We start from the raw sequence: 25,686 nt of genomic DNA, 5'->3' as shown, positions 1-25,686 counted from the left end.
CCCGCGTCGTCGCCCGGCGTCCCGTGGAGACCTCCACGGGACGCCGGGCCGACGCCATCTTCACACCTGATCACCAGCGATTGGAGAGACCATGCCCCTGACCCCCGCCGCCCGCGAGACCTTCACCCGGCTCTTCGGCGCTGAGCCCGAGCCCAGCCCCACCGACCCCGAGCTCATGGAGACCCTCCAGAACCAGATCTTCGATGAGGTCTTCTCGGCCGGGGTCCTCACCGACGTCGAGCGTGAGCTCCTCACCGTCACCTGCCTGGCCACGATGCAGACGCTGCCACAGCTGCGCGCTCACGTGGGTGCGGCCCTGAGGGTCGGTGCCACGCCCGAGCAGCTGCGCGAGACCGTCTACCAGTGCCAGCCCTACATCGGCTATCCCAAGACGCTCAACGCCGTGGCGGTCCTCAACGAGGTCCTGACCGCGCACGGCGTCGCCCTGCCTCTCGCGCCCGCCGCGACGGTCGCCTACGAGAAGCGTGAGAAGGCGGGCGCTGCCATCCAGCGTCCTCTCTACGGGGACGAGGTCGCGGAGGTCTTCGCGGGCCTGCCGGCCCCCTTCGACACTCAGGTCCCCCACATGCTCACCGCCGTCGCCTTCGGGGAGGTTGAGACGCGCGGCGTGCTCGACATCGCCTTCCGCGAGCTCGTCAGCCTCGTCGCCATCGCTGCCCTCGGGGCCGCGACCCAGCTGCGGCCTCACGTGGCCGGGGCGATTCGGGCCGGCAACTCGCGCCAGAAGGTCGCGGCGGCCCTGGTCCAGGCCCTGCCCTACATTGGCGGCCCCTACGCGCTCAGCGGTCTCGTCCTCGTCGCCAACTACGAGGAAGGGGCCTCCTTCGAGGCCTACCGCTGAGGCCTGAGCGTTCACACTGGTCCCTGACCCGAAGCATCAGGGGAAGCATCAGGGGCCGGCCCGAAAACTCGAGGCTCAGCGCATGCGTGCGGCTGTGGGTGCTGTGTTCGGGCGAGCCTCGCAGCGTGGTCACAACTGCCCGCGATGGCATGTTGTGTCCGGGTCGCACGCTCTTGCACGCTCACGCTTTCCGACCTCCGACAGATTCCGCGGAATTCCGCGGTTTTCTGGATTGGAGCTTGTGAGTCGTTCGGCTCCCATGTGCGTGAGCAGCCCCCATGCACATGGGAGCCTCAGAGGCGGTTTTCGGCCTTCGGGGTCAAACGGTGGAATACCAAGGAAAAGTCCACATTCCGCACATCACGCCAGTCACTTGAGCGTGCAATACCCACTGTCATGGGTATTACTTCCCGCCCAGGCCGCGGCTCGCGCCAGCGGCTTCGGTGGCGCCTTCGCGCACAGGGCTGGGGGCGGGCTTAACCTTGGCGTATCCGCATCCGTTTTCCGGGAGGCCCCGTGTTCTCCAGGCTTGCCTCGCTTATTGTCGACCACCGCCGCGCCGTCGTCGCCCTCCTGGCCGTCCTCACAGCCGCCACCGCCCTGCTCCTCCCGCGGGTCGGCATCATCACCGACCAGCGCGAGTTCCTGCCCGATGACTCCCAGATGCGCGTCGGCATGCGGGTGATGGAGCAGGAGTGGGGCGCGGAGGAGCCGACGGCGAGCGTGCGCGTCATGGTCACCGGCCCCGCCACTGAGGCGGACCGCGCCGCCGTCGCCGACCAGCTTGCCGCCATCGACGGAGTCAGGGCCGTTGACTTCGCCGAGGACGAGCACCACGTGACCCAGGTGAACGGTGCCACCGCCTCCCTCTATGTCCTGAGCATCGACGGGGACTACGACTCCGACGCCTACGCCCGGGTCACCGCCGCCCTCGAGGCCCAGGAAACCAACGGCCTCGTGTGGAGCACGGACAACCCCTCCAACGCCTCACAGGTGCCCCTGTGGATCCTCGTGGTGGCGGTCGCCCTGGCCGCCGTCATCCTCGTGCTCATGTGCGCCTCCTGGATCGAGCCGCTGCTCTTCCTTGTGACCATCGGGGTCGCCGTCATCATCAACATGGGCACCAACCTCATCCAGGGGCAGATCTCCGACGTCTCCAGCTCCATCGCCGGCATCCTGCAGATGGTGCTGTCGATGGACTACTCGATCATCCTCGCCAACCGCTACCGCCAGGAGCGCCAGGCCCAGCGGGCCGCCGGGACCGACGTCGAGGCGGGCGCCACCGTCACCGCCATGAAGACGGCCCTCGCCAAGGCCTTCACCGCCGTCTCCTCCGCCTCGCTGACGACCTTCGTCGGTCTGCTCATGCTCACGCTCATGAGCTTTCGCATCGGACAGGACCTGGGCATCGTGCTCGCCAAGGGCGTGCTCATCTCCCTGCTGTGCGTCCTGACCCTCCTGCCCGCGCTGCTCATCTGGTGCGACGGCCTCATCGCCCGCACCGCCAAGCCCTTCGTCGAGCCGCGGCTGGGCGGCCTCGCCCGCGCCGAGCACCGGGGGCGCTGGGCGATCGCCGCGGTCTTCGTCGTCCTGCTCGTGGGGGTGGGACTCGCCCAGGGGCAGGTGACCACCGCCTTCACACTCAATCGTGACGACGCCGTCGCCGACGTTTTCGCCAAGGACAACCAGGTGGTCCTCGTCTACGCCAACGATGACGAGGTGGCCGCCACGGCCCTCGGCGAGCAGATCGCCGCCGACTACGCAGACCAGGTCCGCTCCGTCCAGGGCTACGGCACCACCCTGGGTGCGCAGCTGACCGCCGAGCAGATGCAGGCCGCCCTCACCGCCCAGGTCGGGCGGTCCGACGGCGGCCAGGTCGGGCGGTTCGACGAGGCCCCCGTCCTGGACCCGCAGTCCCTCGCCCTCATCTACTACCGCTACCACGGCGGCGAGACCGGCACGATGAGCATCAACGACCTTGCCGCTTACGTCAGCGAGACCCAAGCCACCCAGGTCGGGGGCCAGGCATCGCCGTCGGTACTGAGCGAGCAGGACGCTGCCGCCCTGGCCGGGCTGTCCCAGCTCGGCGACGCCGCGGCTGCCGGCCTCATCGACCCCGCCCTGCTCAGCGCGGAGCTGACTCCGGAGGAGATGGCCGCCACCCTCACCCAGATCCGGGTCTCCCAGGCCCAGGCCGAGGCGGCCCAGCAGGGCGTGGTCCTCGACGAGGCGAGCGCCGCCGCCGTGGCCGGGCCGGGCGTGGACGCCACCACCCTGGAGATGCTCTACCTCAACCGGGCGGCCGCCACCTCATCAGACCCCAGCTGGACGATGAGCACCGACGAGCTGCTCACCTACGTCAGCTCCAGCGTGCTCACCGACGCCGCCTACGCGAGCCTCGTGAGCGAGGAGCAGGCCGCCGCCCTCACCACTGCCAAGGCCCGGGCGGACCAGGCCCGGGCCGAGCTCATCGGCCCGACCCACTCGCGCATGCTCATCACCACCGGCCTGCCGGAGGATAGCCCCGAGACGACCGCCTTCATCGAGGACCTCACCTCGCGGGCCGACGACGCGCTCGCCGGCCCGCACTGGAGCGTCGGCTCCTCCGTCATGGTCTGGGAGCTGCAATCCGGCTTCGCCGCGGAGAACCTGCGCATCGCCCTGCTGACGGCGCTGGCGATCTTCATCATCGTCGCCCTGACCTTCCGCTCGCTGGCGGTGCCGGCGGTCCTCGTCCTGCTCGTCGAGTGCGGCGTGCTCGTGACGATTGCCGCCTCCGGCCTGGTAGCGGGCTCCATGTACTACCTGGCGATGCTCGTCGTGCAGTGCATCCTCATGGGAGCCACCATCGACTACGCCATCGTGCTGACGACCTACTACCGCCAGCACCGGCGCACCGAGGGCGTCGTCGACTCCCTCACGGGCGCCTACGACGGCGCCATCCACACCATCCTCACCAGCGGTCTCATCATGGTCCTCGTGACCGGGGTCCTCGGCCGGCTCTTCGAGAACCCGACTGTCGGCCAGATCTGCCAGACGATCTCCATCGGTGCGCTCAGTGCCGTCCTGCTCATCGTCTTCGTCCTGCCGGCCCTGCTGGCGGTCAGCGACCGGTGGGTCGTGGCCGGGCGCAGGGTTGGGTAGGGGAGTGCGGTAGCGGTCAGACCTCGCGGTCGCCCAGAGCCTCCCGCGGGGTGGTGAGGACGCGGGCGTTGCCGCCATGGTTGTAGCTGCCGGGGCGCCCGGCGATACCGCCACCAGCAGCTCCTTGCCGTGCAGGGCCGTGCCGCGCGCGCCGTCGGCCAATAGCATTGGGGCAGGACCGCCTCGCGCCAGCAGGAGGGAGCACCCGTGCCGCGCACCGTGACCATCGCCTACGACTCGCCGCTCGGACCCATGACGCTGGCTGCGCAGGAGGGTGCCGGGCGGGAGGGGGCCGGCGCCCTCGTCGGCTGCTGGTTCGACGGGCAGCGCCACGACCGGGCCGGGCTGGACGAGGACGCCGCCGTCGGCACCCCAGACGAGCCCCCTGTCCTGGCTGAGGCCACCGCCTGGCTCGACGCCTACTTCGCACGACGCACCCCCGGCCCGCTCCCCGCCCTGGCGCCCCGGGGCACGCATTTCCAGCGCCTCGTGTGGGACGCGCTCCTCGACATCCCCGCAGGGCAGACCCGCACCTACGGCGAGCTGGCACGCGACCTCGAGGACCGCACCGGCCGCCCACGCTCCGCTCGCGCGGTGGGCGGCGCGGTCGGCCGCAACCCGGTGAGCATCATCGTCCCCTGCCACCGCGTCCTCGGTGCCGGCGGTTCCCTCACCGGTTACGCCGGCGGCACGGAGCGCAAGACCTGGCTGCTGCGCCTCGAGGGCCTGCCCGGGGTCGCCGGTGCGGGCGCTACCGGCCGGGTGGGTGACACGCTCGGCCTCGCCGTCGCAGTAGGGTGAACGGGCACCGCCGTCAACCTCGGAAGAAGCACTGTGCTCGAGCTGCGCTCCGTCACCAAGGCCTACCGCACCGCCTCCCTCACGCAGACCGCCCTTGACGGCGTGACCCTTGCCTTCCGGGACAACGAGTTCGTGGCCGTCCTCGGCCAGTCGGGCTCCGGCAAGACCACGATGCTCAACGTCATCGGAGGCCTCGACCACTTCGACTCCGGCGACCTCATCATCGACGGCGTGTCCACCAAGGACTACCGCGACCGCGACTGGGACACCTACCGCAACAACCGCATTGGCTTCGTCTTCCAGTCCTACAACCTCATTCCCCACCAGAGCGTCCTGGCCAATGTCGAGCTGGCGCTGACCCTCTCCGGTGTCCGGCGCGCCGAGCGCCGTCGTCGGGCCGTCGAGGCCCTGGAGCGTGTGGGGCTGGCAGACCACGTCCACAAGCGCCCCAACCAGCTCTCCGGCGGGCAGATGCAGCGCGTGGCCATCGCCCGGGCCCTCATCAACGACCCCGAGATCCTGCTGGCCGACGAGCCCACCGGCGCCCTCGACTCCGCCACCAGCGTCCAGGTCATGGACCTGCTGCGCGAGGTCGCCTCCGACCGCCTCGTCATCATGGTCACCCACAACCCCGAGCTCGCCCGCGAGTACGCCACCCGCGTCGTCGAGCTCGCCGACGGGCGGGTGCGCTCCGACTCGCGCCCCCTGGACCCCGCCACCGAGCCCGCCCGCGCCGCCAAGGAGACGCGCCGCACCCGCATGGGCCCGCTCACTGCCCTCGCCCTGTCCTTCGACAACCTCATGACGAAGAAGGGCCGCACGATCATGACCTCCTTCGCGGGGTCCATCGGCATTATCGGCATCGCGACGATCCTCGCCCTGGCCAACGGCGTCAATGCCTACATCGCGCGCACCGAGGAGGAGACCCTGGCCTCCTACCCCCTGAGCATCCAGGCCATCGGCTTCGACATGACCTCGATGCTCACCTCCCCGCCGTCGGACACCGAGCCGGCCGCCGACGGCACCATCAGGACCGCGGCCGGCTTCACTGCGACGATGGGCTCGCAGTCCAGCAACGACCTCACCGCCCTCAAGGCCTACCTCGACCGTGACGGCGGGGGCGTGCAGTCCCACATCAACGCCATCGAGTACACCTACGACGTCGCCCCGCAGATCTATCGGGTGGACACCTCCGACGCCGTCGTCCAGCTCCACCCCGAGCAGGCCTTCGCCCAGATGGGCGCCGCGGTGGGCGGGTCGGGCGTGTTCTCCTCCCTCGTCTCCGTCGACGCCTTCCGCCAGCTGCCGGAGCACTCCGGCCTGTACGAGTCGACGTACGACGTCGTGGCCGGGCGCTGGCCCCAGGCGGCGAACGAGCTCGTACTCGTCGTGCCCGAGTCCGGGCAGATCGAGGACGTCTTCGAGTACACGCTCGGGCTGCGCGACCACGCCGAACTCGACGATCTCATGGCGGCCTACATGGCCGGCAACGTCCCTGAGGACAGTGAGGGCCGGGGCGAGCAGCGCACCTACACCTACGAGCAGATCCTTGGGCGCACCTTCTCCCGGGTGGCCGCCAGCGACCGCTACACCTACGACGAGACCTACGGGGTGTGGACGGACCGCTCCAACGACACCGATGTCATGCGTCAGCTGGTGGCCGACGGCGAGCGGCTGAGCATCGTCGGCGTCGTGCGCGCCAACGACGACTCCGCGCTGCTGGGCCAGGGCGTCTACTACACGCCGGCCCTGACCCGCGAGGTCATGGAGGAGGCGGCCGCCTCCCAGGTGGTGCGCGACCAGATCGCCCGCCCCGACACGGACGTCTTCACGGGCCGCACCTTCGAGGACCTGGCCTCCGGCGAGGGCATGACCTCCTTCGACATGTCCTCCCTGTTCACCATCGACGGCGCAGCCCTCGAGTCGGCCTTCTCCATCGACCCCTCCGCCCTCCAGCTCGACCTGTCCGGCCTCGACATGTCCAGCGTGGGCCCCGCCTCCCTCGACCTGGCCGGCCTGGACATGTCCGGCATGGACCTGTCGGCCCTGGATATGTCCAGTGTGGGCGCGGTGGACATGAGCACCCTGGACCTGTCGACCCTGGACCTGTCCGACCTCGCCACCTGCTACCCGCAGCTGGCCGAGGTCGACTACCAGACGATCATCACCCGGGCTCTGAGTGCCGACGGCGTCATCCGGCCCGACGCGGGACAGACCCTGTCGACCGCCGCCGTCACCCTCGTCCAGGGCATGGTGCCCTGGGTCCAGACCCAGATGCAGGCGGACCTGGCCGACCCCAACACCCCCGACCGCTCCGTCTTCGAGCTGGTCACCACATACCTCGCGCTGCCCGCGGACCCCTCCCAGCCCGACGGGCCGGACATGGCTCAGCCACTGCGCGACGCGGCCGCCTCCAGTGTCGATACGGCCGTGCTCACTGAGCAGCTGCTGGCGGGCCTGGGTGAGGACGCGGCTCTGTCCGCCGTCGCCACGGACGTGTCCGAGCGCGCGGCCACGGCCATCAGCACCCAGATCGCCACCCAGCTCGGCACCCGGCTGTCGGGGGCGGTCGGGGAGCTGGTCTCGAGCTACGTGTCCACCACGATGACCAACGCCATGACCCAGATGATGACCTCGCTCCAGGCGACGCTGGAGACCCAGATCGAGCAGGCGATGGGACAGCTGGCGACTTCCCTGTCCTCCGCCATGAGCATTGACGAGCAGGCCTTCGCCGCCGCCTTCAAGCCGAGCATGAGCGAGCAGGATCTGGCCGCCCTCATGTCCACCCTCATGTCGACGACGCTGCCCACCTATGAGGACAACCTGGCGTCGTTGGGTTGGGCCGATCTCGACTCGCCCCACAGGATCGACATCTACCCCGCGTCTTTCGAGGACAAGGACGCGGTCAAGACCATCATTGAGGACTACAACCGGGCTGCCGAGGCCGCGGGAGAGGATGAACGGGTCATCACCTACTCGGACCTCGTGGGCACGCTCATGAGCTCGGTGACGCGCATCGTCAACATCGTCTCCTGGATGCTCATCGCCTTCGTTGCGATCTCCCTCGTGGTCTCGAGCATCATGATCGCGATCATCACCTACATCTCCGTCCTGGAGCGCAAGAAGGAGATCGGCGTCCTGCGGGCGATTGGTGCCTCGCGCTCGGATGTGCGGCACGTGTTCAACGCGGAGACGGTCATCGAGGGGCTGCTGGCGGGTGTGCTCGGCGTGGGGGTGACGGTGCTGCTGTCGCTGCCGGCCAACGCCATCGTGAACGCGCGCTTCGGGGTCTACCCGATCGCAACCCTGCCGGTGACCGCGGGGGTCGTGCTCGTGCTCATCTCCGTCGGCCTGACGGTGGTGGCCGGCATCATCCCCTCGGGCAAGGCGGCCCGTGAGGACCCGGTGGAGGCCCTGCGCAGCGAATGACACCCGCGCCTGGGGACATCCCTGGCTTACACCGCGTACGGGTCGAGCACGGCGGGCACGACGCAGACGGGGTAACGGTTCCCGCGGCCTCGTGCGGCGAGTTCGCGCGGCGAGCTCGTGCGGCGGCCTCGTGCGGCGAGCTCGCGCAGTGACCTTGTGCGAGGCCGCTGGCGGGGTGATGCACGCTCACGTGATGGGGCGGCGGGTCAGATCCGCAGGATTCCGCGGTTTTCTGGTTCGGGCGTTTCGGGACGCTCGGCTCCCATGTGCATGGGCCACACGCACGCACATGGGAGCCTCAGCAGCCGTTTTCCGTCAAAGGGCGCAAACCGCGGAATTCCAACGAAAACCCCGGATCTCTGAAATCACAGGCGTAACATGAGCGTGCAACGACCACCACTCCGGCACCACTGCGGCCCCGTTGGGAGTGCGCTCCACCGTCGCACCGCCAACCGCGACCGCGCGACACCCGACGCTACGCCACCCGAGGAGGAAATATGCCCACGCCCGACACCCTCGCCACCGACAAGACGGTTGCTGTCCTCGTCGCCCCCGGACTGGAGGAGGTCGAGGCCCTGGCGGTCGTCGACGTCCTCTACCGGGCCGGTGTGCGCACGGACCTGGTGGCCGTGGGCGACTCGCTGGAGGTGACGAGCTCGCACCGCATCACCTTCCTCGCCGACGCGCGGCTGGCGGACACGGACCTGGCCGCCTACGACCTCGTCATGCTGCCCGGAGGGATCCCGGGCACCCCCAACCTGCGCGCCTCGCAGGCCGTCACCGATGAGGTGCGCCGGCGCCTGGAGACGGACGAGCCCTTGGTGGCGATCTGCGCCGCTCCGTCGATCCCGGCCGAGCTCGGACTCCTGCACGGGCGCCGGGCGACGGCGAACCCGGGCTTCATGCAGGTGCTGGCCGATCACGGCGCCGAGGTGAGCGAGGAGGCCGTCGTCGTGGACGGCAACCTCATCACGAGCCGGGGCATGGCGACGGCCACGGACCTGGGCCTGGCGGTCATCGAGTACCTGCTCGACACCGAGGCCGCCGACCGCGTGCGCACCGGCATCGTCTATGGCTCGCGGCTGAGGTCCTGACCGACCGGGTTGCCCAGCCGGAGCCGAGCGGACTCCACGTCCACGGCTCGCGGCTGAGGTCCTGACCGGTTGGGTTCCTGCCGGTCAGGATCCCGGGTCCCCGGGGCTCCTCTCCTCCGCCGACCGGGCCGCAGACGGTCCCTCAGGTCCCTTAGAACGTTACCTGGTCGGGGTCGTGGTGCTCGAGACCATCGTCGATCGCACTCACGGCCGCCATCTGCTCGTCGCTCAACTCGAAGTTGAAGAGCTCGGCGTTGGCGACGATCCGCTCGGGCGTCACCGACTTGGGCAGGACGACGACATCCTGCTGCAGAAGCCAGCGCAGAGCCACCTGGGCGGGCGTGCGCCCCGTCTCGTCCGCCACCGCCGCGAGCACCGGGTCACTGAGGACCGTGCCGGAACCGAGCGGGCTCCACGCCTCGACGACGAGGCCGGCCTCCCGGGAAGCCGCAGCGGCCTGCCACTGGCCGAAGCCGGGGTGCAGCTCGATCTGGTTGACAACCGGCGGCTCATCGGCGCCGGCGAGCAGGGCCTGAAGGTGACGGGGCATGAAGTTCGACACGCCGATGGAGCGCACACGGCCCGCCGCCTTGAGCTCCTCAAAGGCGCTCCACGTGGAGGCGTTGACCTCGGCCCAGTCCTCGGGGTGCTGGCGGGAGTTCGCGGGCCAGTGGATGAGGTAGAGGTCGACGTAGTCGAGGCCGAGCAGACGCGCCGACTCATCGAAGGCGCGTAGGGCCTCATCGTGACCGCGGCGCGTGTTCCACAGCTTGGTGGTGACGAACAGGTCCTCACGGGCCAGGCCGTTGTCCGCCAGCGCCTCGGCGATGGCACGCCCGACCGCCGCCTCGTTGCCGTAGTAGGCGGCGGTGTCGATGTGGCGGTAGCCGGCGGTGATGGCCGTCTTGACGGCGGACACAGCCTGTTCGTCGTCGGTGACCTGCCAGGTGCCGTAGCCGATTGCCGGGATGGCGTTGCCGTCGGAGAGCGGGAGCGTGTCGGTCAGAGAGGTGATCATGGCGGTGTCCTTCCGTGGTCGGGTGCTGTCGCCTCACGCGTTTCTGGACAGCTCCACCGTACCCGGGTGGGGCCCGCCCCCCGGGTGTTGCGACACGCCTCCGAGACACCGCCGACGGCGACGCCCCCAGAGTGCACCGCCAAATCCCCGTCCTCAGAGCGCGGCGACAACGGCGGCCTCGACCTCGGACATCGGCGCCGTGGGCTCGAATCGAGCCAGGACCTCGCCCTGGCGTGAGATGAGGAACTTGGTGAAGTTCCACTTGATGTCCGGCTTGGAGGCGTAGTGGCGGTCCTGCGCCTTGAGCATGGCCCGCATGGCCAGCGCCTTGGCGGAGGAGCCCATCCCCTCGAAACCCGTGGCGGCCTTGAGCCAGGTGAAGACCGGCGACTCGCCCTCGCCGTTGACCTCCACCTTGGAGAACTGGGGGAAGGTGGTGCCGTAGGTCAGGGTGCAGAACTCGTGGATCTCGGCGTCCGTGCCCGGGGCCTGCCCCCGGAACTGGTTACAGGGGAAGTCGAGGATCTCCAGGCCCGCCTCGCGGTGGGCCTGGTAGAGGCGCTCGAGGTCCTCGTACTGTGGGGTGAAGCCGCAGCCCGTCGCCGTGTTGACGATGAGCAGGACCTTGCCCTCGTAGCGGCCGAGGTTGATGTCGGTGCCGTCCTGGGCCCGGACGGTGAGGTCGCGCAGCTGTGTCATGCGGCGAGTATGCCCGGTGCCTCGGACACGCTCAGACCTACGAGCGCTCCGAGCCGTGCTGGGGCAGCAGCGCCAGCCCGAGCAGGAGCACCCCGAGCGCCACGAGCACGCTGATCCCGGCGGTGGCGAGGTTGATACGCACCCCCAGGCCGATGAGCAGGGTGATGACCCCGATGCTCACGAGCAGCACCCCCCAGGAGAGCGTGCTCGGACGGAGCGTGCGCGGGGCCTGCGGCTCGGGCTGGTGTGAGGCGGTCCACACGCCGTTGACAACGCGCGCGGTCGGGCCGGGTTGTGCCGATGGCGTGGCTGGGCCGGACTGGGTGGTGGGCTCTGCTGGGCCGGGTTCGGCAGACGGCGAGGCGAAGGGCTGTGTGGTGGGCTCGGCGAACGTCGCTGGGTCAACGACCTCGGTGGGCGCCGCGGTCTGACCAACCTCGGTGGGCGCGGCGAGCTCGGTGGTCTCAGCGACCTCGGCGATCTCCACGAGCTCGGTGGTCTCAGCGCTCCCGGCGGGGGAGTGGGCTGAGGCGGGTGTTGTGGTCATGGTTCTGGCTCCTGTCAGCATCGTGTGACGTCGTCGGACGTCCAGGTCACGGGGTGGCGGTCGGTGCCGGCGTGGCGGCATCGGTCGCCAGCGCGGTGGGCTCCACGGCGGTGGGAGACGGCACGGGCTCGGCGTCCGGCGGCACCTGTCCCGTCCGTATGCCGATCCGCTCGAGGACGCAGGCGTCAACCTCGGCGCGCACGTCGTCCGGCAGCAGGTCGAGGCTGTCAGGACCGTCGGGCCAGTCGTAGGCGTCGTCCGGGGCGACCCGGTCGGCGATCTTCTCGGTGCACGCCCGCACGTCGTCGGAGGACACGGCGGGGAAGGTCATGCCGGGCACGGGCTCGGTACCGTCGTGGATCATGCCGTTCGGCTCCTGCCAGGAGTCGACGACCCAGTAGGCGTCGTACACCCAGCCGGTCCAGGTGACCTCGTTCCTGCGCTCGTCCACCCTGACGACGCCGACGCCGACCTCGACGTCGATCTGGAGGGCATCGGTCGTGCCACCGGTCTGGGCGGCGGGAGAGGCGAGCCGCGCGTCGAGGTCGAGGCCGTTGCGCACGACGTAGGTGTCGAGCACGTTCTTCCCGGTCACGGAGTACGTCTCCGCCCAGGGCGCGTATGTCCTCTGGGACTGCGTGACGCCGGAGGAGTGCCACGTCTCGGCAAGGGTTCCGGACATCTCCCCGATCCCGATCTCGGCGTTGACCGTCACGGCCTGGCCCTGCTGGGTCCACACCCGCACGCTGCCGACACCCACCGAGACGCCGATCGTGACCCCACGGGCCGCCTCGGCGGGCAGATCCCGCAGGTCGATATTCACAGTGCCGACGGCGTAGTCGCCCAGGTCAAGGTGGCCTCCGGCGCCGTCCAGCATGGCTTCGGTGACGACGATGTTGACCTCCTGGTTCGGGATGCGCCCGTTGAGGGCGCCGACGCCGCCGACGAGGGAGCCGAAGAAGAGGGACGGCACGGCGATGATGAGGGTGAGGAAGCCCCAGACGGACATCCAGCCTCCGCGCCGACCCCTGAAGGCGCTGATGACGACGCCGAGACCAAGGGTGGTGACGAGCAGGCCCGCGCAGACGACGAGCGCGCTCAAGACGCCGAGGCGACCGGTGGTGGTGGTCAGGCCAGAGGCCGCCAGGGAGAACAAGATAAGAGCGAGGACCGTGAGGCTGAGGGAACGGCCTGGGCCGGGAACCCTCGGCGGGGCGACGGGCACGGGTACCGGCGCCGCGGGTGCCCGCCAGGCGGGGGCGACGGCGGGTCCGCCGGCCCGAGGGCCTGTGGGGGCGCCCGGGCTGCTGACAGGTGTGGAGGCCCAGGCCGGGGTGGGGCCGGGGGTCGGCTGGTAGGGGGTGTGGAAGGCCGCTGTGCTCGCGGAGGGTGCGGGCTGTGCCGCATAGGCAGCGTCGGCGGTGGCGGGCGGGTTGGCCGCGGGAGCCACGGGGGCCACAGTGTCGGCCGTCCCCATCGGGTCGGCAACTGAGGCCGGGCCCTCGGTGCCTGCCGGGCCCTCGGTGCCTGCCGGGTCCGGCGTGCCCGCCGCGTCATCGGCGTCTGTTGCGCTCATGGTGTCTCCGACGGCGCTGTCCGCGGTCACGGTGGCTGCACGGGGCGCGGCGGCAGCGTCCGCTGAGGCAGCCGTGCCTGCCGGGGCAACCGGGGCCACGCTCGTGACGGGGGAAGGCGAGGCCAGCGGGGCCTGCGGGGTGTGGGGCGGGCGTCCGGCCTCGGTCGCCGGAGCGGCGGCCCACGCGGTGGTCGGCTGGACCGGCCCACCGGGCTGCTGCGTGCCACCGGTGTGCGGTCCGCCGGGATACGTGCCTTCCGGCTGAGGCGTCTTGCGCATCCGCGAACCCCGGGTCACCGCCCACAGCACGAGCAGGATGAGCCCGACCCAGAACAGCGTGGTGAGCACCCGCCCGACGGAAGAAGAGGTCCAGCCCAGCACGAACCACGCAGGGAAGAGACCGCCCTCGCCCAGACCGAAACCGGTGATGACAGCGACGGCGGCACCGGCGAGCCCGGCGTTGATGTCCCCGCAGGACGCCTGCTCGGCGTGGATGCGCCCGTCGCGCTCCTCAGGCAGCAGCGCCCAGGCAAGCCCGTAAAGCACGAGACCGAGCCCGGAGAACACCATGAGCACGAGCCACACGCAGCGCACGAGCACAGGGTCGAGGTCCAGGCGCCGGGCGAGCCCCCCGGCGACACCTCCGACCCACCGCTCCTCGGAACGGAACAGGCCGGTGCGCCGCACCGAGGCAAAGAAGGAGTGCAGCGGGCTCGTCCTGGCATGGGGCGCACCGGCTCCCGGCTGCTGATACCCGCCATGCGGCTGCTGGTACCCGCCATGCGGCTGCTGGTACCCGCCGCCGGGCGGGTACTGACCGGCCTGACGCTGGTACGGGTCCTGCGGCTGCTGGTACGGGGCCTGATACGACTGCTGGTAGGGGCCGGACTGTGCCGGGCCGCTTCCTGCCTGACCGGGCTGTGCCGGATCAGGCTGCGCTGCGCCGTCGTCCTGCTCAGGGATGGGGATCGGGGTCTCGTTCATGTCTCCATGCTCGCCCCCGCCACCGCACCCCGACGATGGGGGGACACCCTGAATGATCCCTGGTCAGCCCCCGGGACCCGGCTCCCTGCCCTGAGCGCGTGCCACGATAGAGTCATGACGACGACCCCGGGACCCATGCGCGCGCAGGGACCCGTGGCGTCCGTGCCCGTGGCGTCCGTGCCCGGTCACCCGTTGGTCGGCGCGCCCGGTGCCCGGCTGCCCCTGCGCCGTCCACCGCGCTACCCCGCCCCCGCGCCCCTGCTCACCGAACCGCGCCCCGGACGACTCCTCGCAGGCGTCTGCGCGGGCGTTGCCACACACCTGGGCGTCAGCGTCACCCTCGTGCGCGCCGCCACCGCGCTCGCGGCCCTCGCCGGCGGGGCGGGCGTCATCCTGTACGTGCTGCTGTGGCTCCTCGTGCCCTCCGCGGACCCCTGGGAGGAGGCCGCCGGACGCATCCCGCCCACCCGGGCCCGCCTGGCCTCGCACCTCCAGACCTCCAGCGCCACCCCCCGCCTGAGCCCGCGCCTGGCCACGCTTCTGGGTGGTGGAGCCATCCTGGCCGCCGGCCTGCTCGCCCTCGCCTGGCGGGCCGGGCTCCTCGACCCGAACTCCGTGCTCCTGCCCGTGCTCGTCAGCGGTGCGGGCGCAGCGCTCGCCTGGTCCCAGATCGAGGCCGTCGTTGGCCCCGGCCGTGACCGCGGCGCCGTGCTGCGCCTGGCGGGCGGCGTCGTGCTCACCACTGTCGGCATCCTCCTGTGGCTCGCCGCGGACACGCCGCCGCGCGCCCTGCTCACCGGGATGCTGACCGGAGGGGCCCTCATCCTCGGCGTCGGCCTCGTGCTCGCCCCCGTGTGGCTGTCCGCCAACCGCGCCGTCGCCCAGGCGCGTGCCGCCGAGGTCCGCGAGGCCGAGCGGGCAGACATCGCCGCACACCTGCACGACTCCGTCCTGCAGACCCTCACCCTCATCCGTCGCCGCGCGGATGAGCCGGAGACGGTCGCCCGCCTGGCCCGCTCCCAGGAGCGCGAGCTGCGGGCATGGCTCTACACCGACCGCGCTGCCCAGGGCACCTCCGCGGCCGACGCCGTGCGCGACCTCGTCGGAGAGGTCGAGGACCGTTACGGGGCGGAGATCGAGCTCGTCGTCGTCGGCGACCGGCTGCCGGACCGCGACACCGAGGTCGTGGTGGCCGCCGCCCGCGAGGCCCTGACCAATGCCGTCAAGCACGGGGCGCCGCCCGTGAGCGTCTACGCGGAGATGAGTGAGGACAGGCTCGAGGTCTTTGTGCGCGACCGGGGCCCCGGCTTCGGTCTTGAGGACGCCGCAGCGGTCCCGGCGGACCGTCACGGTGTGCGCGAGTCCATCGTGGGGCGCATGGCTCGCCGCGGCGGGACTGCGACCATCCGCCGCCTGTCCACCGGCACCGAGGTCCACCTCGACCTGCCCGCCTCCGCGGCCGTGACGGTCGGTACGGCTGGCTCTCCGGCTGGCTCGTCGCCCGCGACGGCCGCCTCTCCGACGGCGTTCAGCCCGCTGGCCCCGCCCGTCTCGATCAGCCCGCTGGCCCCGCCCGTCTCGTTCAGCCCGCTGGCCCCGCCCGTCTCGATCAGCTCGTCCGCCCCGGCCGCCTCTCCGGCGTCGGTCCCGGCGTCGACGAGCCCGTCCGCCCCGATCAACCCGCCCGTCACAACCCCCTCAGGAGCAGCATGAGCGCCGCCACCCCGACCGGACCCGCCCCGGACCCGACCGGAGCCGGCCCCGCCCCAGCGACGCCGCCCGCCCGCCGCCTGCGCGTCATCGTCGTCGACGACCACACCCTCGTGCGCGCCGGGGTGCGCGCCGAGCTCGACCTCAACGCCCCCGACCTCGAGGTCGTCGCCGAGGCCGACGACGTCGGGGGCGCCGTCGCCGCCGTCCACGCCCTCGTCCCCGACGTCGTCCTGCTCGACGTCCACCTGCCCGGAGGCAACGGCGGAGGAGGGGCCGAGGTCGTCGCCTCCTGCCATGACGTGCCCGACACCCGCTTCCTCGCCCTGAGCGTGTCCGACGCCAGCGAGGACGTCGTGAGCGTCATCCGCGCCGGCGCCCGCGGCTACGTCACCAAGGCGATCTCCGCCGAGGACCTGGCCCAGGCGGTGCGCCGCGTCGCCGCCGGGGACGCCGCCTTCTCCCCGCGCCTGGCCGGCTTCGTGCTCGACGCCTTCGGTGCCGGCACGGGGGAGGTCGCCGTCGCCGACTCCGAGCTCGACCGCCTCTCGGCGCGCGAGCGCGAGGTCATGCGCCTCATCGCCCGCGGATACACGTATAAGGAGTGCGCCAGCGAGCTGTTCATCTCCGTCAAGACGGTCGAGACCCATGTCTCTGCCGTGCTGCGCAAGCTCCAGCTGTCCAACCGCAACGAGCTCACCCGCTGGGCGGCCGCCCGCCGGATCGTCTGAGCCCCGCGCCACCGGCCCGCCCCGCCGCCCCTAAGGCCCGCCGCCCCCAGAGCCCCACCATGAGCACTCCCGCGACCACTGTCCTGACCGCCGCCGACATCACCGCCGTCACCGGCCGCCCCACCCCCGGTGCCGCCCTGCGCGTGCCCGCCCTCCTGCGCCACCGCTGCACCGGCCGCCTGCTGCTCGCCCACGACCTGCGCCCCGTCACCACCTCCGACGACGCCTGGCGCACCAGCGGCGGAGCCCTGCCGGGCGACCTGCCCAACCCCAACTCCCTGTGGCTGCGCGCCAGCGACGACGACGGCGCCACCTGGTCCGCCCCCGCACCCCTGCTCCCGGACCCCGAGGCCCTGCCCGGCATCGTCGGCCTGTCCGACCCCGTCCTGCTGGAGGGCCCGAGCGGCACCCTGCACCTCCTGGCCGCCGCGAGCGCCGACGTCGGGCTCTTCGGGGCCCACGTGCCCACCCGCCCCTGGCGCGCCGGCCAGGCTCCCGAGCCCGGCACCCTGCGCCTGCTGCACGCCACGAGCCACGACGTCGGCGCCACCTGGGCCTGGACGGACCTGACCGACCTGTGCCTGCCCGGCCCGGTCTTCCCCGAGGGCTGCGTCCTCTTCCCCGCCTCCGGCCACGGCACGGTGCTCGGCCCGGGCCCCGCCGTCGGACGCCTCGTGGCCCCGCTCGTCGCCGCCCTGCCCGCGCCTTCCCGGTCCGGTCAGGACGTCCACCTGCGCTCGGTGTGTCTACTGTCCGACGACGACGGGATCACCTGGCGCCTGGGACGACCCGTTCCCGTCGCCACCAGTGCCGGACGCTCCCTCGCCGGGGGCGCGCGCACCAGCGGCACCGATGAGCACGCCGTCGTCGCCCTCGACGGTGCGACCGTGCTCATGAGCGCCCGCGACGGCGCCTACGGCGGCACCCGCCTGACCAGCCTCTCCGTTGACGGCGCCGCCACCTGGAGCCCCGCGCAGCGCGAGGCGGACGTCCCCGACCCCGGCTGCAACGCCGGGCTCATCGCCCTGGTCGGCGGCCGGGTCGACGAGGAGGAGGCCCGCCCCGAACTGCTCAAGCAACGCCGGGCTCATCGCCCTGGTCGGCGGCCGGGCCCTGCTGTCCCACGCCGGAGACCCGGCCGGGCGCCGCGCCGGACGCCTGAGCCTGCGCACTGCCAAGGGGCGCTGGCAGGTGCTCCACGAGATGGGTGATGCCCCCTTCGGCTACTCCGACCTCGCCCTGCTGTCCGACGGCGACTCCGACGGCGACGCCCTCGTCGTGTGGGAGGCTCCCGCCCCCGACGGCGGCGGCGCGCTGCACCTTGGGCGGGTGCCCCTCGCCGGGGTGGGGACGGCACGGGGCTGAGTCGTGCGAGGATGACCGGCGTGGATCACCCGAGCCCCCCCGCCCTCGCCGCCGCCCGCCACGTGCGCGCCTCGGGGCTGCTCGTGCTACCCACCGACACGGTCTACGGCATCGGCTGCCTCGCCAGTGACGCCGGGGCCGTGGCCCGCCTGCTCGCCGCCAAGGGCCGCGGCCGCCAGATGCCGCCCCCCGTCCTCGTCGCCGGCCCCGAGCAGCTCGACGCCATCGTCGCCCACGTGCCCGCCACCGCCCGCGCCCTCATGGAGGCCTGCTGGCCGGGTGCCCTCACCCTCGTGCTCGACGCCGCGCCCGGGCTCGGCTGGGACCTGGGCGAGACCGGCGGCACCCTCGCCGTGCGCATGCCCGACCACCCCCTGGCCCTCGCGCTTCTGCGCCAGGTGGGCCCCATGGCCGTCACCAGCGCCAACCCCACCGGTGAGCCCCCCGCCACCGACGCCGCCTCCTCCCGCGCCGCCTTCCCCGGCCGCGTCACCGACGCCGGAGCGCTCACTGGTGCCGACCTGCCCGCTGGGTCCGGACGGCCCTTAGACGTCGGAGCGCCCACCGACGGGGCTGTGGCCGACATCCTGCTGCTCGACGGCGGCCCCACCCCCGGCCCCGTACCCTCCACCATCGTCTCCCTAGCGGGCCGGCACGCCCTGGCCCCCCTCGTCCTGCGCGAAGGCGTCATCACCCGCGCCGAGCTCGCCGATGTGCTCAACCCCGTCCTCGCCGTCGCCGGCGCCGCCCCGCTCGCCCGCGAGGAGGGCGCCCAGGAGTGAAGGTCTACCTCCTCGTCATGCTCATCGCCGCCGCGGTCACCTACATCGCGGTGCCCGTCGTGCGGCACGTGGCACTCGTGTCCAACGCCCTGACCCCCGTGCGCGCCCGCGACGTGCACTCCGTGCCCATCCCCAGGCTCGGCGGCGTCGCCATGTTCGTCGGCTTCGCCACCGCCATCACCGTGGCCTCGCGCGTGCCCTATCTGGAGGCCTCCATTGACGACTCCGGCTGGGCCGTCGTCATCGGTGCCGGCATCGTGTGCCTGCTGGGCGTCGTGGACGACCTGTGGGACCTGGACTGGATGACCAAACTCGCCGGGCAGGTCCTGGCCGCGGGCGTCATGGCCTGGCAGGGCGTGCAGCTCATCACCTTCCCCATCGGCGGGCTCACCATCGGCTCCTCGCGCCTGTCCCTGGTCTCCACCGTTCTCGTGGTGGTCGTGGCGATGAACGCCGTGAACTTCGTCGACGGGCTCGACGGGCTGGCCGCCGGCATCATCGGCATCGGCGCCGTCGCCTTCTTCGCCTACGTGTACGTGCTCACCCGCGCCACCTCGCCGCAGTCCTACACCTCGCTGGCCGCCACCGTCGTGGCCGCCCTCATCGGCGTGTGCCTGGGCTTCCTGCCGCACAACTTCCATCCGGCGACGATCTTCATGGGTGACTCCGGCTCCATGCAGCTCGGGCTGCTGTCCGCCGCCGGGACCATCATCGTCACCGGTCAGGTTGACCCCGCCACCTTCGAGGGGACGACGGCGGTGCCCGTCTTCCTGCCCGTGCTGCTGCCCCTGGCCGTCCTCCTGCTGCCCCTGACCGACATGGTGATGGCCGTTGTGCGGCGCACCCGCGCCGGGCACAGCCCCTTCCACCCCGACCGCATGCACATGCACCACCGGCTGCTGGCTGCCGGCCACTCCCACCGCCGGGCCGTGCTCGTGATGTACGTGTGGGCCGCGGCCTTCTCCTTCCCGGCGGCGGCCCTGGCCTTCCTGCCCTGGCAGCGGGTCGCCGTTGGCGCCATCGTGGCGGCCCTCGCCGCCCTGCTGGTGACCGCCGACCTCATGCCCGGGGTGCGCCACGTCCTGCGCGGCGGGCGTGGCAGGCGCTCCGCCCCCACCCATCGCGAGAAGGAGGAGCCGTGAGCCGGTCTCCGCGCCCCGTCATCGAGACCCACGGGCAGGTCTTCCGCACCGCCGCCCGGCGCGTGGCCATTGTGGGCGGTGTCCTCGTCGCCCTCAGCCTCGCCGCCGGGGCCCTGAGCGGGGCAGGGGCCTGGACCGGGGCGCTGTGGGGCGCCGGAGCCGGGGCCGCCCTGACCGCCCTCACTGCGCTCGCCCTGTGGTTCCCGTGGGAGCGCTACCCCCTGCTCGCCTCCAGTGGCGTCATGCTCTCCTTCGCGGGCAAGGTCGCCGTCATGATCGCGGTTGTGCTCCTGCTCGGACCCCACCGCGAGAGCATCGACCCGGTGTGGTTCTTCGTGCCCCTGGCGGTGGTGCTGCTGGCCGTCACCGGTGTCGAGATCGTCACACTGGCGACCGGCCGGACCCTCACCGTCGAGCCCATGTCCCGTCCGCAGGACTGAGGTCCCAGGCGTCGGCTGAACCGTCCATTCACAGGCCTGCCGCACGGACGGTTGGGCCGTCGGAGGCTGTGTCACAGGGACCTGCGACCTAGGCTATGGTTGGCGCGGGCCGCCCCGAGAGACGACAGCGCCCATGAACAAGGAGGTCTGGTGATCACGAGCGCGAGCCTCACCGCGAGCCTGACGGCGGTCGTCGGTGCCCGCCTGCCGATGTCCCACGGTGATGGTGGCTTCACCCCGCCGTCGATCGACGACTTCTACCCCGAGCCCTTCGCCTTCCTCGGCACCCCCTTTGAGATGAACCGGGTCATGATGGTCCGCCTGGTCATGGCGGTGGCCCTCGTGCTCGTCTTCGGCATCGGTGCCGCACGCGCCCGGCTCGTGCCCGGACGCCTCCAGAACGTCCTGGAGATGATGATCGGCTTCGTGCGCGTCAACATCGCCGAGGAGATCCTGGGCAAGAAGTACGGCACCCAGTACGCGCCCGTGCTCACCGCCATGTTCCTGGGAATCCTCTTCCTCAACATCTCCGGCGTCATCCCCGGCCTTCAGATCGCCTCCACCGGCGTCGTCGGCATGCCCCTGATCTTCGCCCTCGTGTCCTACGTCGTCTTCATCTACGCGGGCATCCGGGCCAATGGGGTCGGCACGTTCCTCAAGGGCTCGGTCATGCCCTCCGGTGTGCCCGGCTTCCTGGCCCCGCTCATCATCCCCATCGAGTTCCTCTCCAACCTCGTCCTGCGACCGCTCACGCTCACCATCCGTCTGATGGCGAACATGATCTCCGGGCACCTGCTGCTGAGCCTGTGCTTCATCGGCACGAACTTCCTGTTCGTCTACGCCTCCGCTGAGTTCAAGGCCGCCGGTGTGGTCACCCTCGCGGCCGGCATCGCCTTCGTCCTGCTGGAGTCCTTCATCGCCGCCCTGCAGGCCTACATCTTCACTCTGCTCACCGCCGTCTACATCGACTCGTCCGTCCACGTCCACTGACCCGGTCGGGACCCGCCCGCCGGATCCCGACCGCCACGCCTCCCGCCCCCGGGCGGCCACCACTACAAGGAGACACCATGAACATCACCGGCTCGATCACCGTCATCGGTTACGCCCTCGCCACCCTTGGCCCTGGCCTGGGCATCGGCATGGTTGTGGCCAAGACCCAGGAGGGCACCGCCCGCCAGCCCGAGGTCGCCGGCGCCCTGCGCACCAACATGTTCATCGGTGCCGCCCTCATCGAGGCCCTCGGTCTGCTCGGCTTCGCCGCCGGCTTCGTCTTCTGACCGAAGGCCCCGCCGTGACCATCGCTACCGCGGGCCCCGTGCTCGCCACCGTGCTCCCGGCGAGCGGTGCACCCGAGGGCATCGGCCTGTTCATCCCCCACCTCCCGGACCTCATCTGGGGAACGGTCGCCTTCGCGCTCATCGCCGTCGTGCTCATCACGTACGCCCTGCCCCGTTTCAACGCGGTGCTCGACGAGCGCACCCGGACCATCGAAGAGGGCCTGGCCCTGACCGAGAAGGCCAAGGGGGACCAGAAGGACGCCGAGCTCCGGGCCGCCCGCATCGTCGAGGACGCTCGACGCGAGGCCTCCTCCCTGCGCGACTCCGCTCAGGCCGAGGCCAAGGAGATCGTCGCCGCCGCGCGCACCGAGGCCCAGGCCGAGGCCGCCCGCATCGTCGACGCCGCCAAGCGCCAGATCGACGCGGACAAGCAGGCCGCCCAGATCAGCCTGCGTACCGACGTCGGTCTGCTCGCCTCCACCCTCGCTGAGAAGATCGTCGGTGAGCAGCTGACGGACACCGCGCTGTCCGGCCGCGTCATCGACCGCTTCCTCGACGAGCTTGACGCCCAGACCACCTCGGTGGCCGCCGGCGCCACGGGGGAGTCCCGGTGAACACTGGCACCGCCGCCTCCAGGACCGCCGCGAGCCAGGCGTGGGACCCCGTCCTGCTCGCCGCCGGCGCGCAGGGCCTCGAGCTCGGTGAGCAGATCCTCCTGGTCGCCCACCTCATCGCAGTCAACCCCCTGCGTGGGCCCCTGACCGACCCCGGACGCTCCGCCGATGACAAGGCCGCCCTCGCGGCGCGCCTGTTCACCGACCGGGCCGACGAGCGTGTCGTCGCGCTGCTCCAGTCGCTCGTGCGCGGACGCTGGTCCCGGCCGGTCGACCTCGTCAGTGCCCTGCACGACCTGGGCATCGAGGCCATCCTGTCCGGGGCCCGCAGTGGCGGCACCATCGAGGCCGTTGAGCAGGAGCTCTTCGACGTCACCGACGTGCTCAAAGGCAACCGCGAGCTGCGCACCGCCCTCGCCCCCTCACGCCGCACCGCGACCGAGACGCGTGTGGCCCTGGCACACCGGGTCTTCGGCCCCCACCTGAGCGCCACGGCCCTGAGCCTGTTGACCTGGTGCGTGTACCACGGCGCCGAGGGCGGCGTGCCCGCCAACCTGCGTCGCGTCACCGAGCTCGCCGCCGCCATGCAGCAGCGCGTCATCGCCGACGTCGTCACCGCGGTGCCCATGACCACGGCCCAGGAGGAGCGCCTGCGCACCCTGCTGACCCGCCGTGCGGGCACAGAGGTCGAGCTCAACACCGTCATCGATCCGCAGGTCGTCGGCGGGGTCAAGATCACCATGCGTGACACCGTCATCGACTCCACCGTGCGCTCGTCCGTCCAGGGTCTGCGCAGCGCCCTGGTGGGCTGAGCCCACCGCCCCACAGACACCCGCCACACGGCATTCCACGAAGACAAGGAGACGACAGATGGCAGAGCTGACCATCAGGCCGGAGGAGATCCGCTCCGCGCTCGACGAGTTCGTCGAGTTCTACACGCCCGCCGAGGTCGCCGCCGAGGAGGTCGGGCACGTCGTCTTCGCCGCTGACGGCATTGCCCACGTCGAGGGCCTTCCCGGCGTCATGGCCAACGAGCTGCTGACCTTCGAGGACGGCACCTCCGGCCTGGCGATGAACCTCGACGAGCGCCAGATCGGTGTGGTCATCCTCGGTGACTTCACCGGCATCGACGAGGGCCAGGTCGTGCGCCGCACCGGCGAGGTCCTGTCCGTGCCCGTCGGCGACGGCTACCTGGGGCGCGTCGTCGACCCGCTGGGCCGCCCCCTCGACGGCCTGGGTGAGATCGCCTCCGAGGGCCGCCGCGCCCTGGAGCTCCAGGCCCCCGGCGTCATGGCCCGCAAGTCCGTCCACGAGCCCCTGCAGACCGGGCTCAAGGCCATCGACTCGATGATCCCGATCGGCCGCGGCCAGCGCCAGCTCATCATTGGTGACCGCAAGACCGGTAAGACCGCCATCGCCCTGGACACGATCCTCAACCAGAAGGCCGCCTGGGACACCGGCGACCCGGCCCAGCAGGTGCGCTGCATCTACGTGGCCACCGGTCAGAAGGGCTCGACCATCGCCTCCGTGCGCGCCACCCTTGAGGAGCGCGGCGCCCTGGAGTACACGACGATCATCGCCTCCCCGGCCTCCGACCCCGCGGGCTTCAAGTACCTCTCGCCGTACACCGGCTCGGCCATCGGCCAGCACTGGATGTACGCAGGCAAGCACGTGCTCATCATCTTCGATGACCTGTCCAAGCAGGCCGAGGCCTACCGCGCCGTGTCGCTGCTGCTGCGCCGTCCGCCGGGCCGCGAGGCCTATCCGGGTGACGTCTTCTACCTGCACTCGCGCCTGCTGGAGCGCTGCGCCAAGCTCTCCGACGAGCTCGGCGCCGGCTCGATGACCGGCCTGCCGATCATCGAGACGAAGGCCAACGACGTCTCCGCCTACATCCCGACCAACGTCATCTCCATCACCGACGGCCAGATCTTCCTGCAGTCGGACCTGTTCAACGCCAACCAGCGTCCCGCCGTCGACGTCGGCATCTCCGTGTCCCGCGTCGGTGGCGCCGCGCAGGTCAAGGCCATGAAGAAGGTCTCCGGCACGCTCAAGATCACGCTCGCGCAGTACCGCTCGATGCAGGCCTTCGCGATGTTCGCCTCCGACCTGGACGCGGCCACGCGCCAGCAGCTGACCCGCGGTGAGCGCCTCATGGAGCTGCTCAAGCAGCCCCAGTTCACTCCCTACCCGGTTGAGGAGCAGGTCGTCAGCGTGTGGGCCGGCACCAACGGCTACCTTGACGACCTTGACGTGGCGGATGTGCTGCCCTTCGAGGAGGCCCTGCTGGGCTCCCTGCGCCGCAACTCCACCGTGCTCGCCACCATCCGTGAGACCGGCCAGCTCAGCGACGAGACCGAGGAGCGCCTGCGCGCCGAGGTCGAGGCCTTCCGCGCCTCCTACATCGCGGGTGACCGTCTGCTGTCGGGCGAGGTCGTCATCGACGAGGGCTCGACCCCCGCCGAGCGCACGGCCGAGCAGATCGTCCGCACGAGGGGTTGACGTGGCAGGCAACCAGCGTGTCTACAAGCAGCGCATCCGGTCCACCAAGACCCTGCAGAAGGTCTTCCGGGCGATGGAGCTCATCGCTGCGTCCCGGATCGGTGCCGCGCGCCGCGACGCGCAGGAGGCCGGTCCCTACGACCACGCCTTGAGCCAGGCGGTCGCCGCCGTCGGAACCTACGCGCACCTGGACCACCCGATCACCCGGGAGCGCACGGACACTCGGCGTGTGGCGGTTCTTGTCGTCACCTCCGACCGCGGCATGGCGGGCGCCTACTCGGCGACCATCCTGCGCGAGGCCGAGCGGCTCATCGAGCAGCTGGTTGAGGAGGGCAAGGAGCCGGTGGTCTTCACCTCCGGCCGCCGGGCCGCCTCCTACTTCGCCTTCCGCGGCCGGCCGGTCGAGTTCGCCTGGACGGGGGAGTCCGACCGTCCCACCCAGGAGGTCATCGACTCGGTCTCCTTCCTCCTGCTGGAGCACTTCCTTGCCCCTGTTGAGGCCGGCGGCGTGGCCGAGGTCCACATCGTCTTCACGCGCTACGTGTCGATGGTCTCCCAGGTCCCGGAGGTCCGCCGCATGCTGCCGCTGACCGTCGTCGACGTCGACGGCCCGGGGCAGTTCAACCGGGAGGACATCGTCGCCGGCACTGAGAGTCAGCGTGCCGAGCTCTCCGGAGCCTCACCCATCTACGAGTTCGAGCCCAGCGCTGAGCAGGTGCTCGACGCCCTGCTCACCCGCTACGTCTCCAGCCGTATCCGCAACGCCCTGCTTCAGGCGGCCGCCTCCGAGCTGGCCAGCAGGCAGCAGGCGATGCACACGGCGACGGACAACGCCGAGGACCTCATCAACACCTACACGCGCCTGGCCAATGCGGCTCGGCAGGGTGACATCACCCAGGAGATCACGGAGATCGTCTCGGGAGCCGACGCCCTGGGCGTCGAGTAGTCAGACCACACGGGGAGCCACGG

Annotated in this window: 22 protein-coding genes; 18 read left to right on the top strand and 4 right to left on the bottom strand. The window is 71.4% G+C overall.

What is annotated here, in order from left to right; all coding sequences use genetic code 11:
* The first annotated feature begins 91 nt into the window (after window positions 1–91).
* The 5 genes from ID810_RS08970 to ID810_RS08950 all read left to right on the top strand — a co-directional run bounded on the left by ID810_RS08970 (window position 92) and on the right by ID810_RS08950 (window position 9,330).
* Complete coding sequence (locus ID810_RS08970; protein ID WP_166855866.1) at window positions 92–862, top strand: carboxymuconolactone decarboxylase family protein; 771 nt, start codon at window positions 92–94, stop codon at window positions 860–862.
* Between the two features lie 516 nt (window positions 863–1,378).
* Window positions 1,379–4,006 (top strand): MMPL family transporter, encoded by a 2,628-nt coding sequence (locus ID810_RS08965; RefSeq protein WP_166855864.1) that lies wholly within the window; start codon window positions 1,379–1,381, stop codon window positions 4,004–4,006.
* Between the two features lie 207 nt (window positions 4,007–4,213).
* Window positions 4,214–4,807, top strand: coding sequence for a methylated-DNA--[protein]-cysteine S-methyltransferase (locus ID810_RS08960; protein ID WP_243856569.1), 594 nt, complete (start codon window positions 4,214–4,216; stop codon window positions 4,805–4,807).
* Between the two features lie 33 nt (window positions 4,808–4,840).
* The gene (locus ID810_RS08955) at window positions 4,841–8,236 is read left to right on the top strand and encodes an ABC transporter ATP-binding protein/permease (protein WP_166855862.1); all 3,396 of its coding nucleotides are present in this window, start codon (window positions 4,841–4,843) and stop codon (window positions 8,234–8,236) included.
* A gap of 497 nt (window positions 8,237–8,733) precedes the next feature.
* Complete coding sequence (locus ID810_RS08950) at window positions 8,734–9,330, top strand: DJ-1 family glyoxalase III (RefSeq protein ID WP_166855860.1); 597 nt, start codon at window positions 8,734–8,736, stop codon at window positions 9,328–9,330.
* 151 nt (window positions 9,331–9,481) lie between these two features.
* Here the strand turns inward: ID810_RS08950 and ID810_RS08945 are convergent, their stop codons facing one another.
* The 4 genes from ID810_RS08945 to ID810_RS08930 form a co-directional block, all read right to left on the bottom strand.
* Window positions 9,482–10,348 (bottom strand): aldo/keto reductase, encoded by an 867-nt coding sequence (locus ID810_RS08945; protein WP_188232587.1) that lies wholly within the window; start codon window positions 10,346–10,348, stop codon window positions 9,482–9,484.
* 153 nt (window positions 10,349–10,501) lie between these two features.
* Window positions 10,502–11,047 carry a glutathione peroxidase gene (locus ID810_RS08940; protein WP_166855858.1) on the bottom strand — a complete coding sequence of 182 codons (546 nt, stop codon included), beginning with the start codon at window positions 11,045–11,047 and terminating at the stop codon, window positions 10,502–10,504.
* A 37-nt stretch (window positions 11,048–11,084) separates the two neighbouring features.
* A complete protein-coding gene (locus ID810_RS08935) occupies window positions 11,085–11,594 on the bottom strand; it encodes a hypothetical protein (RefSeq protein ID WP_166855856.1) in 510 nt (169 codons plus the stop codon).
* Between the two features lie 46 nt (window positions 11,595–11,640).
* The gene (locus ID810_RS08930; RefSeq protein WP_166855854.1) at window positions 11,641–14,154 is read right to left on the bottom strand and encodes a PspC domain-containing protein; all 2,514 of its coding nucleotides are present in this window, start codon (window positions 14,152–14,154) and stop codon (window positions 11,641–11,643) included.
* Between the two features lie 114 nt (window positions 14,155–14,268).
* Between ID810_RS08930 and ID810_RS08925 the strand changes: the two genes are divergently transcribed.
* The 13 genes from ID810_RS08925 to ID810_RS08865 all read left to right on the top strand — a co-directional run bounded on the left by ID810_RS08925 (window position 14,269) and on the right by ID810_RS08865 (window position 25,663).
* Window positions 14,269–15,867 (top strand): ATP-binding protein, encoded by a 1,599-nt coding sequence (locus tag ID810_RS08925; protein WP_243856568.1) that lies wholly within the window; start codon window positions 14,269–14,271, stop codon window positions 15,865–15,867.
* A complete protein-coding gene (locus ID810_RS08920) occupies window positions 15,864–16,595 on the top strand; it encodes a LuxR C-terminal-related transcriptional regulator (protein ID WP_235931466.1) in 732 nt (243 codons plus the stop codon). Before ID810_RS08925 ends, ID810_RS08920 begins: the two co-directional genes overlap by 4 nt.
* Before the next feature lie 59 nt (window positions 16,596–16,654).
* Window positions 16,655–17,806 carry an exo-alpha-sialidase gene (locus ID810_RS08915; RefSeq protein WP_166855852.1) on the top strand — a complete coding sequence of 384 codons (1,152 nt, stop codon included), beginning with the start codon at window positions 16,655–16,657 and terminating at the stop codon, window positions 17,804–17,806.
* Window positions 17,799–17,960: a hypothetical protein gene (locus ID810_RS08910; protein WP_166855850.1), complete on the top strand. Its 162-nt coding sequence runs from the start codon at window positions 17,799–17,801 to the stop codon at window positions 17,958–17,960. Before ID810_RS08915 ends, ID810_RS08910 begins: the two co-directional genes overlap by 8 nt.
* A gap of 11 nt (window positions 17,961–17,971) precedes the next feature.
* Window positions 17,972–18,742, top strand: a complete 771-nt coding sequence (locus tag ID810_RS08905; RefSeq protein ID WP_166855848.1) for an L-threonylcarbamoyladenylate synthase — start codon at window positions 17,972–17,974, stop codon at window positions 18,740–18,742.
* The gene (locus ID810_RS08900; protein ID WP_166855846.1) at window positions 18,739–19,884 is read left to right on the top strand and encodes an MraY family glycosyltransferase; all 1,146 of its coding nucleotides are present in this window, start codon (window positions 18,739–18,741) and stop codon (window positions 19,882–19,884) included. Before ID810_RS08905 ends, ID810_RS08900 begins: the two co-directional genes overlap by 4 nt.
* A complete protein-coding gene (locus ID810_RS08895; protein ID WP_235931468.1) occupies window positions 19,881–20,324 on the top strand; it encodes a hypothetical protein in 444 nt (147 codons plus the stop codon). The genes ID810_RS08900 and ID810_RS08895 overlap by 4 nt, the downstream gene beginning before the upstream one ends.
* A 150-nt stretch (window positions 20,325–20,474) precedes the next feature.
* Complete coding sequence (gene atpB / locus ID810_RS08890) at window positions 20,475–21,314, top strand: F0F1 ATP synthase subunit A (RefSeq protein ID WP_235931469.1); 840 nt, start codon at window positions 20,475–20,477, stop codon at window positions 21,312–21,314.
* A gap of 83 nt (window positions 21,315–21,397) precedes the next feature.
* Window positions 21,398–21,601, top strand: coding sequence for an ATP synthase F0 subunit C (atpE, locus tag ID810_RS08885; protein ID WP_166856146.1), 204 nt, complete (start codon window positions 21,398–21,400; stop codon window positions 21,599–21,601).
* 14 nt (window positions 21,602–21,615) lie between these two features.
* The gene (locus tag ID810_RS08880) at window positions 21,616–22,215 is read left to right on the top strand and encodes a F0F1 ATP synthase subunit B (RefSeq protein ID WP_166855844.1); all 600 of its coding nucleotides are present in this window, start codon (window positions 21,616–21,618) and stop codon (window positions 22,213–22,215) included.
* Window positions 22,212–23,027 (top strand): ATP synthase F1 subunit delta, encoded by an 816-nt coding sequence (gene atpH, locus ID810_RS08875; RefSeq protein ID WP_166855842.1) that lies wholly within the window; start codon window positions 22,212–22,214, stop codon window positions 23,025–23,027. Before ID810_RS08880 ends, atpH begins: the two co-directional genes overlap by 4 nt.
* A gap of 58 nt (window positions 23,028–23,085) precedes the next feature.
* Entirely contained in the window at window positions 23,086–24,717 is a 1,632-nt protein-coding gene (gene atpA, locus ID810_RS08870) for a F0F1 ATP synthase subunit alpha (protein WP_166855840.1), read from the top strand.
* A gap of 1 nt (window position 24,718) precedes the next feature.
* The gene (locus tag ID810_RS08865) at window positions 24,719–25,663 is read left to right on the top strand and encodes a F0F1 ATP synthase subunit gamma (RefSeq protein ID WP_166855838.1); all 945 of its coding nucleotides are present in this window, start codon (window positions 24,719–24,721) and stop codon (window positions 25,661–25,663) included.
* Window positions 25,664–25,686: the final 23 nt, after the last annotated feature.

Source organism: Actinomyces respiraculi (genome assembly GCF_014595995.2).
Taxonomy (GTDB): Bacteria; Actinomycetota; Actinomycetes; order Actinomycetales; family Actinomycetaceae; genus Actinomyces; species Actinomyces respiraculi.
This window is presented reverse-complemented; position numbering and strand designations above follow the sequence as displayed.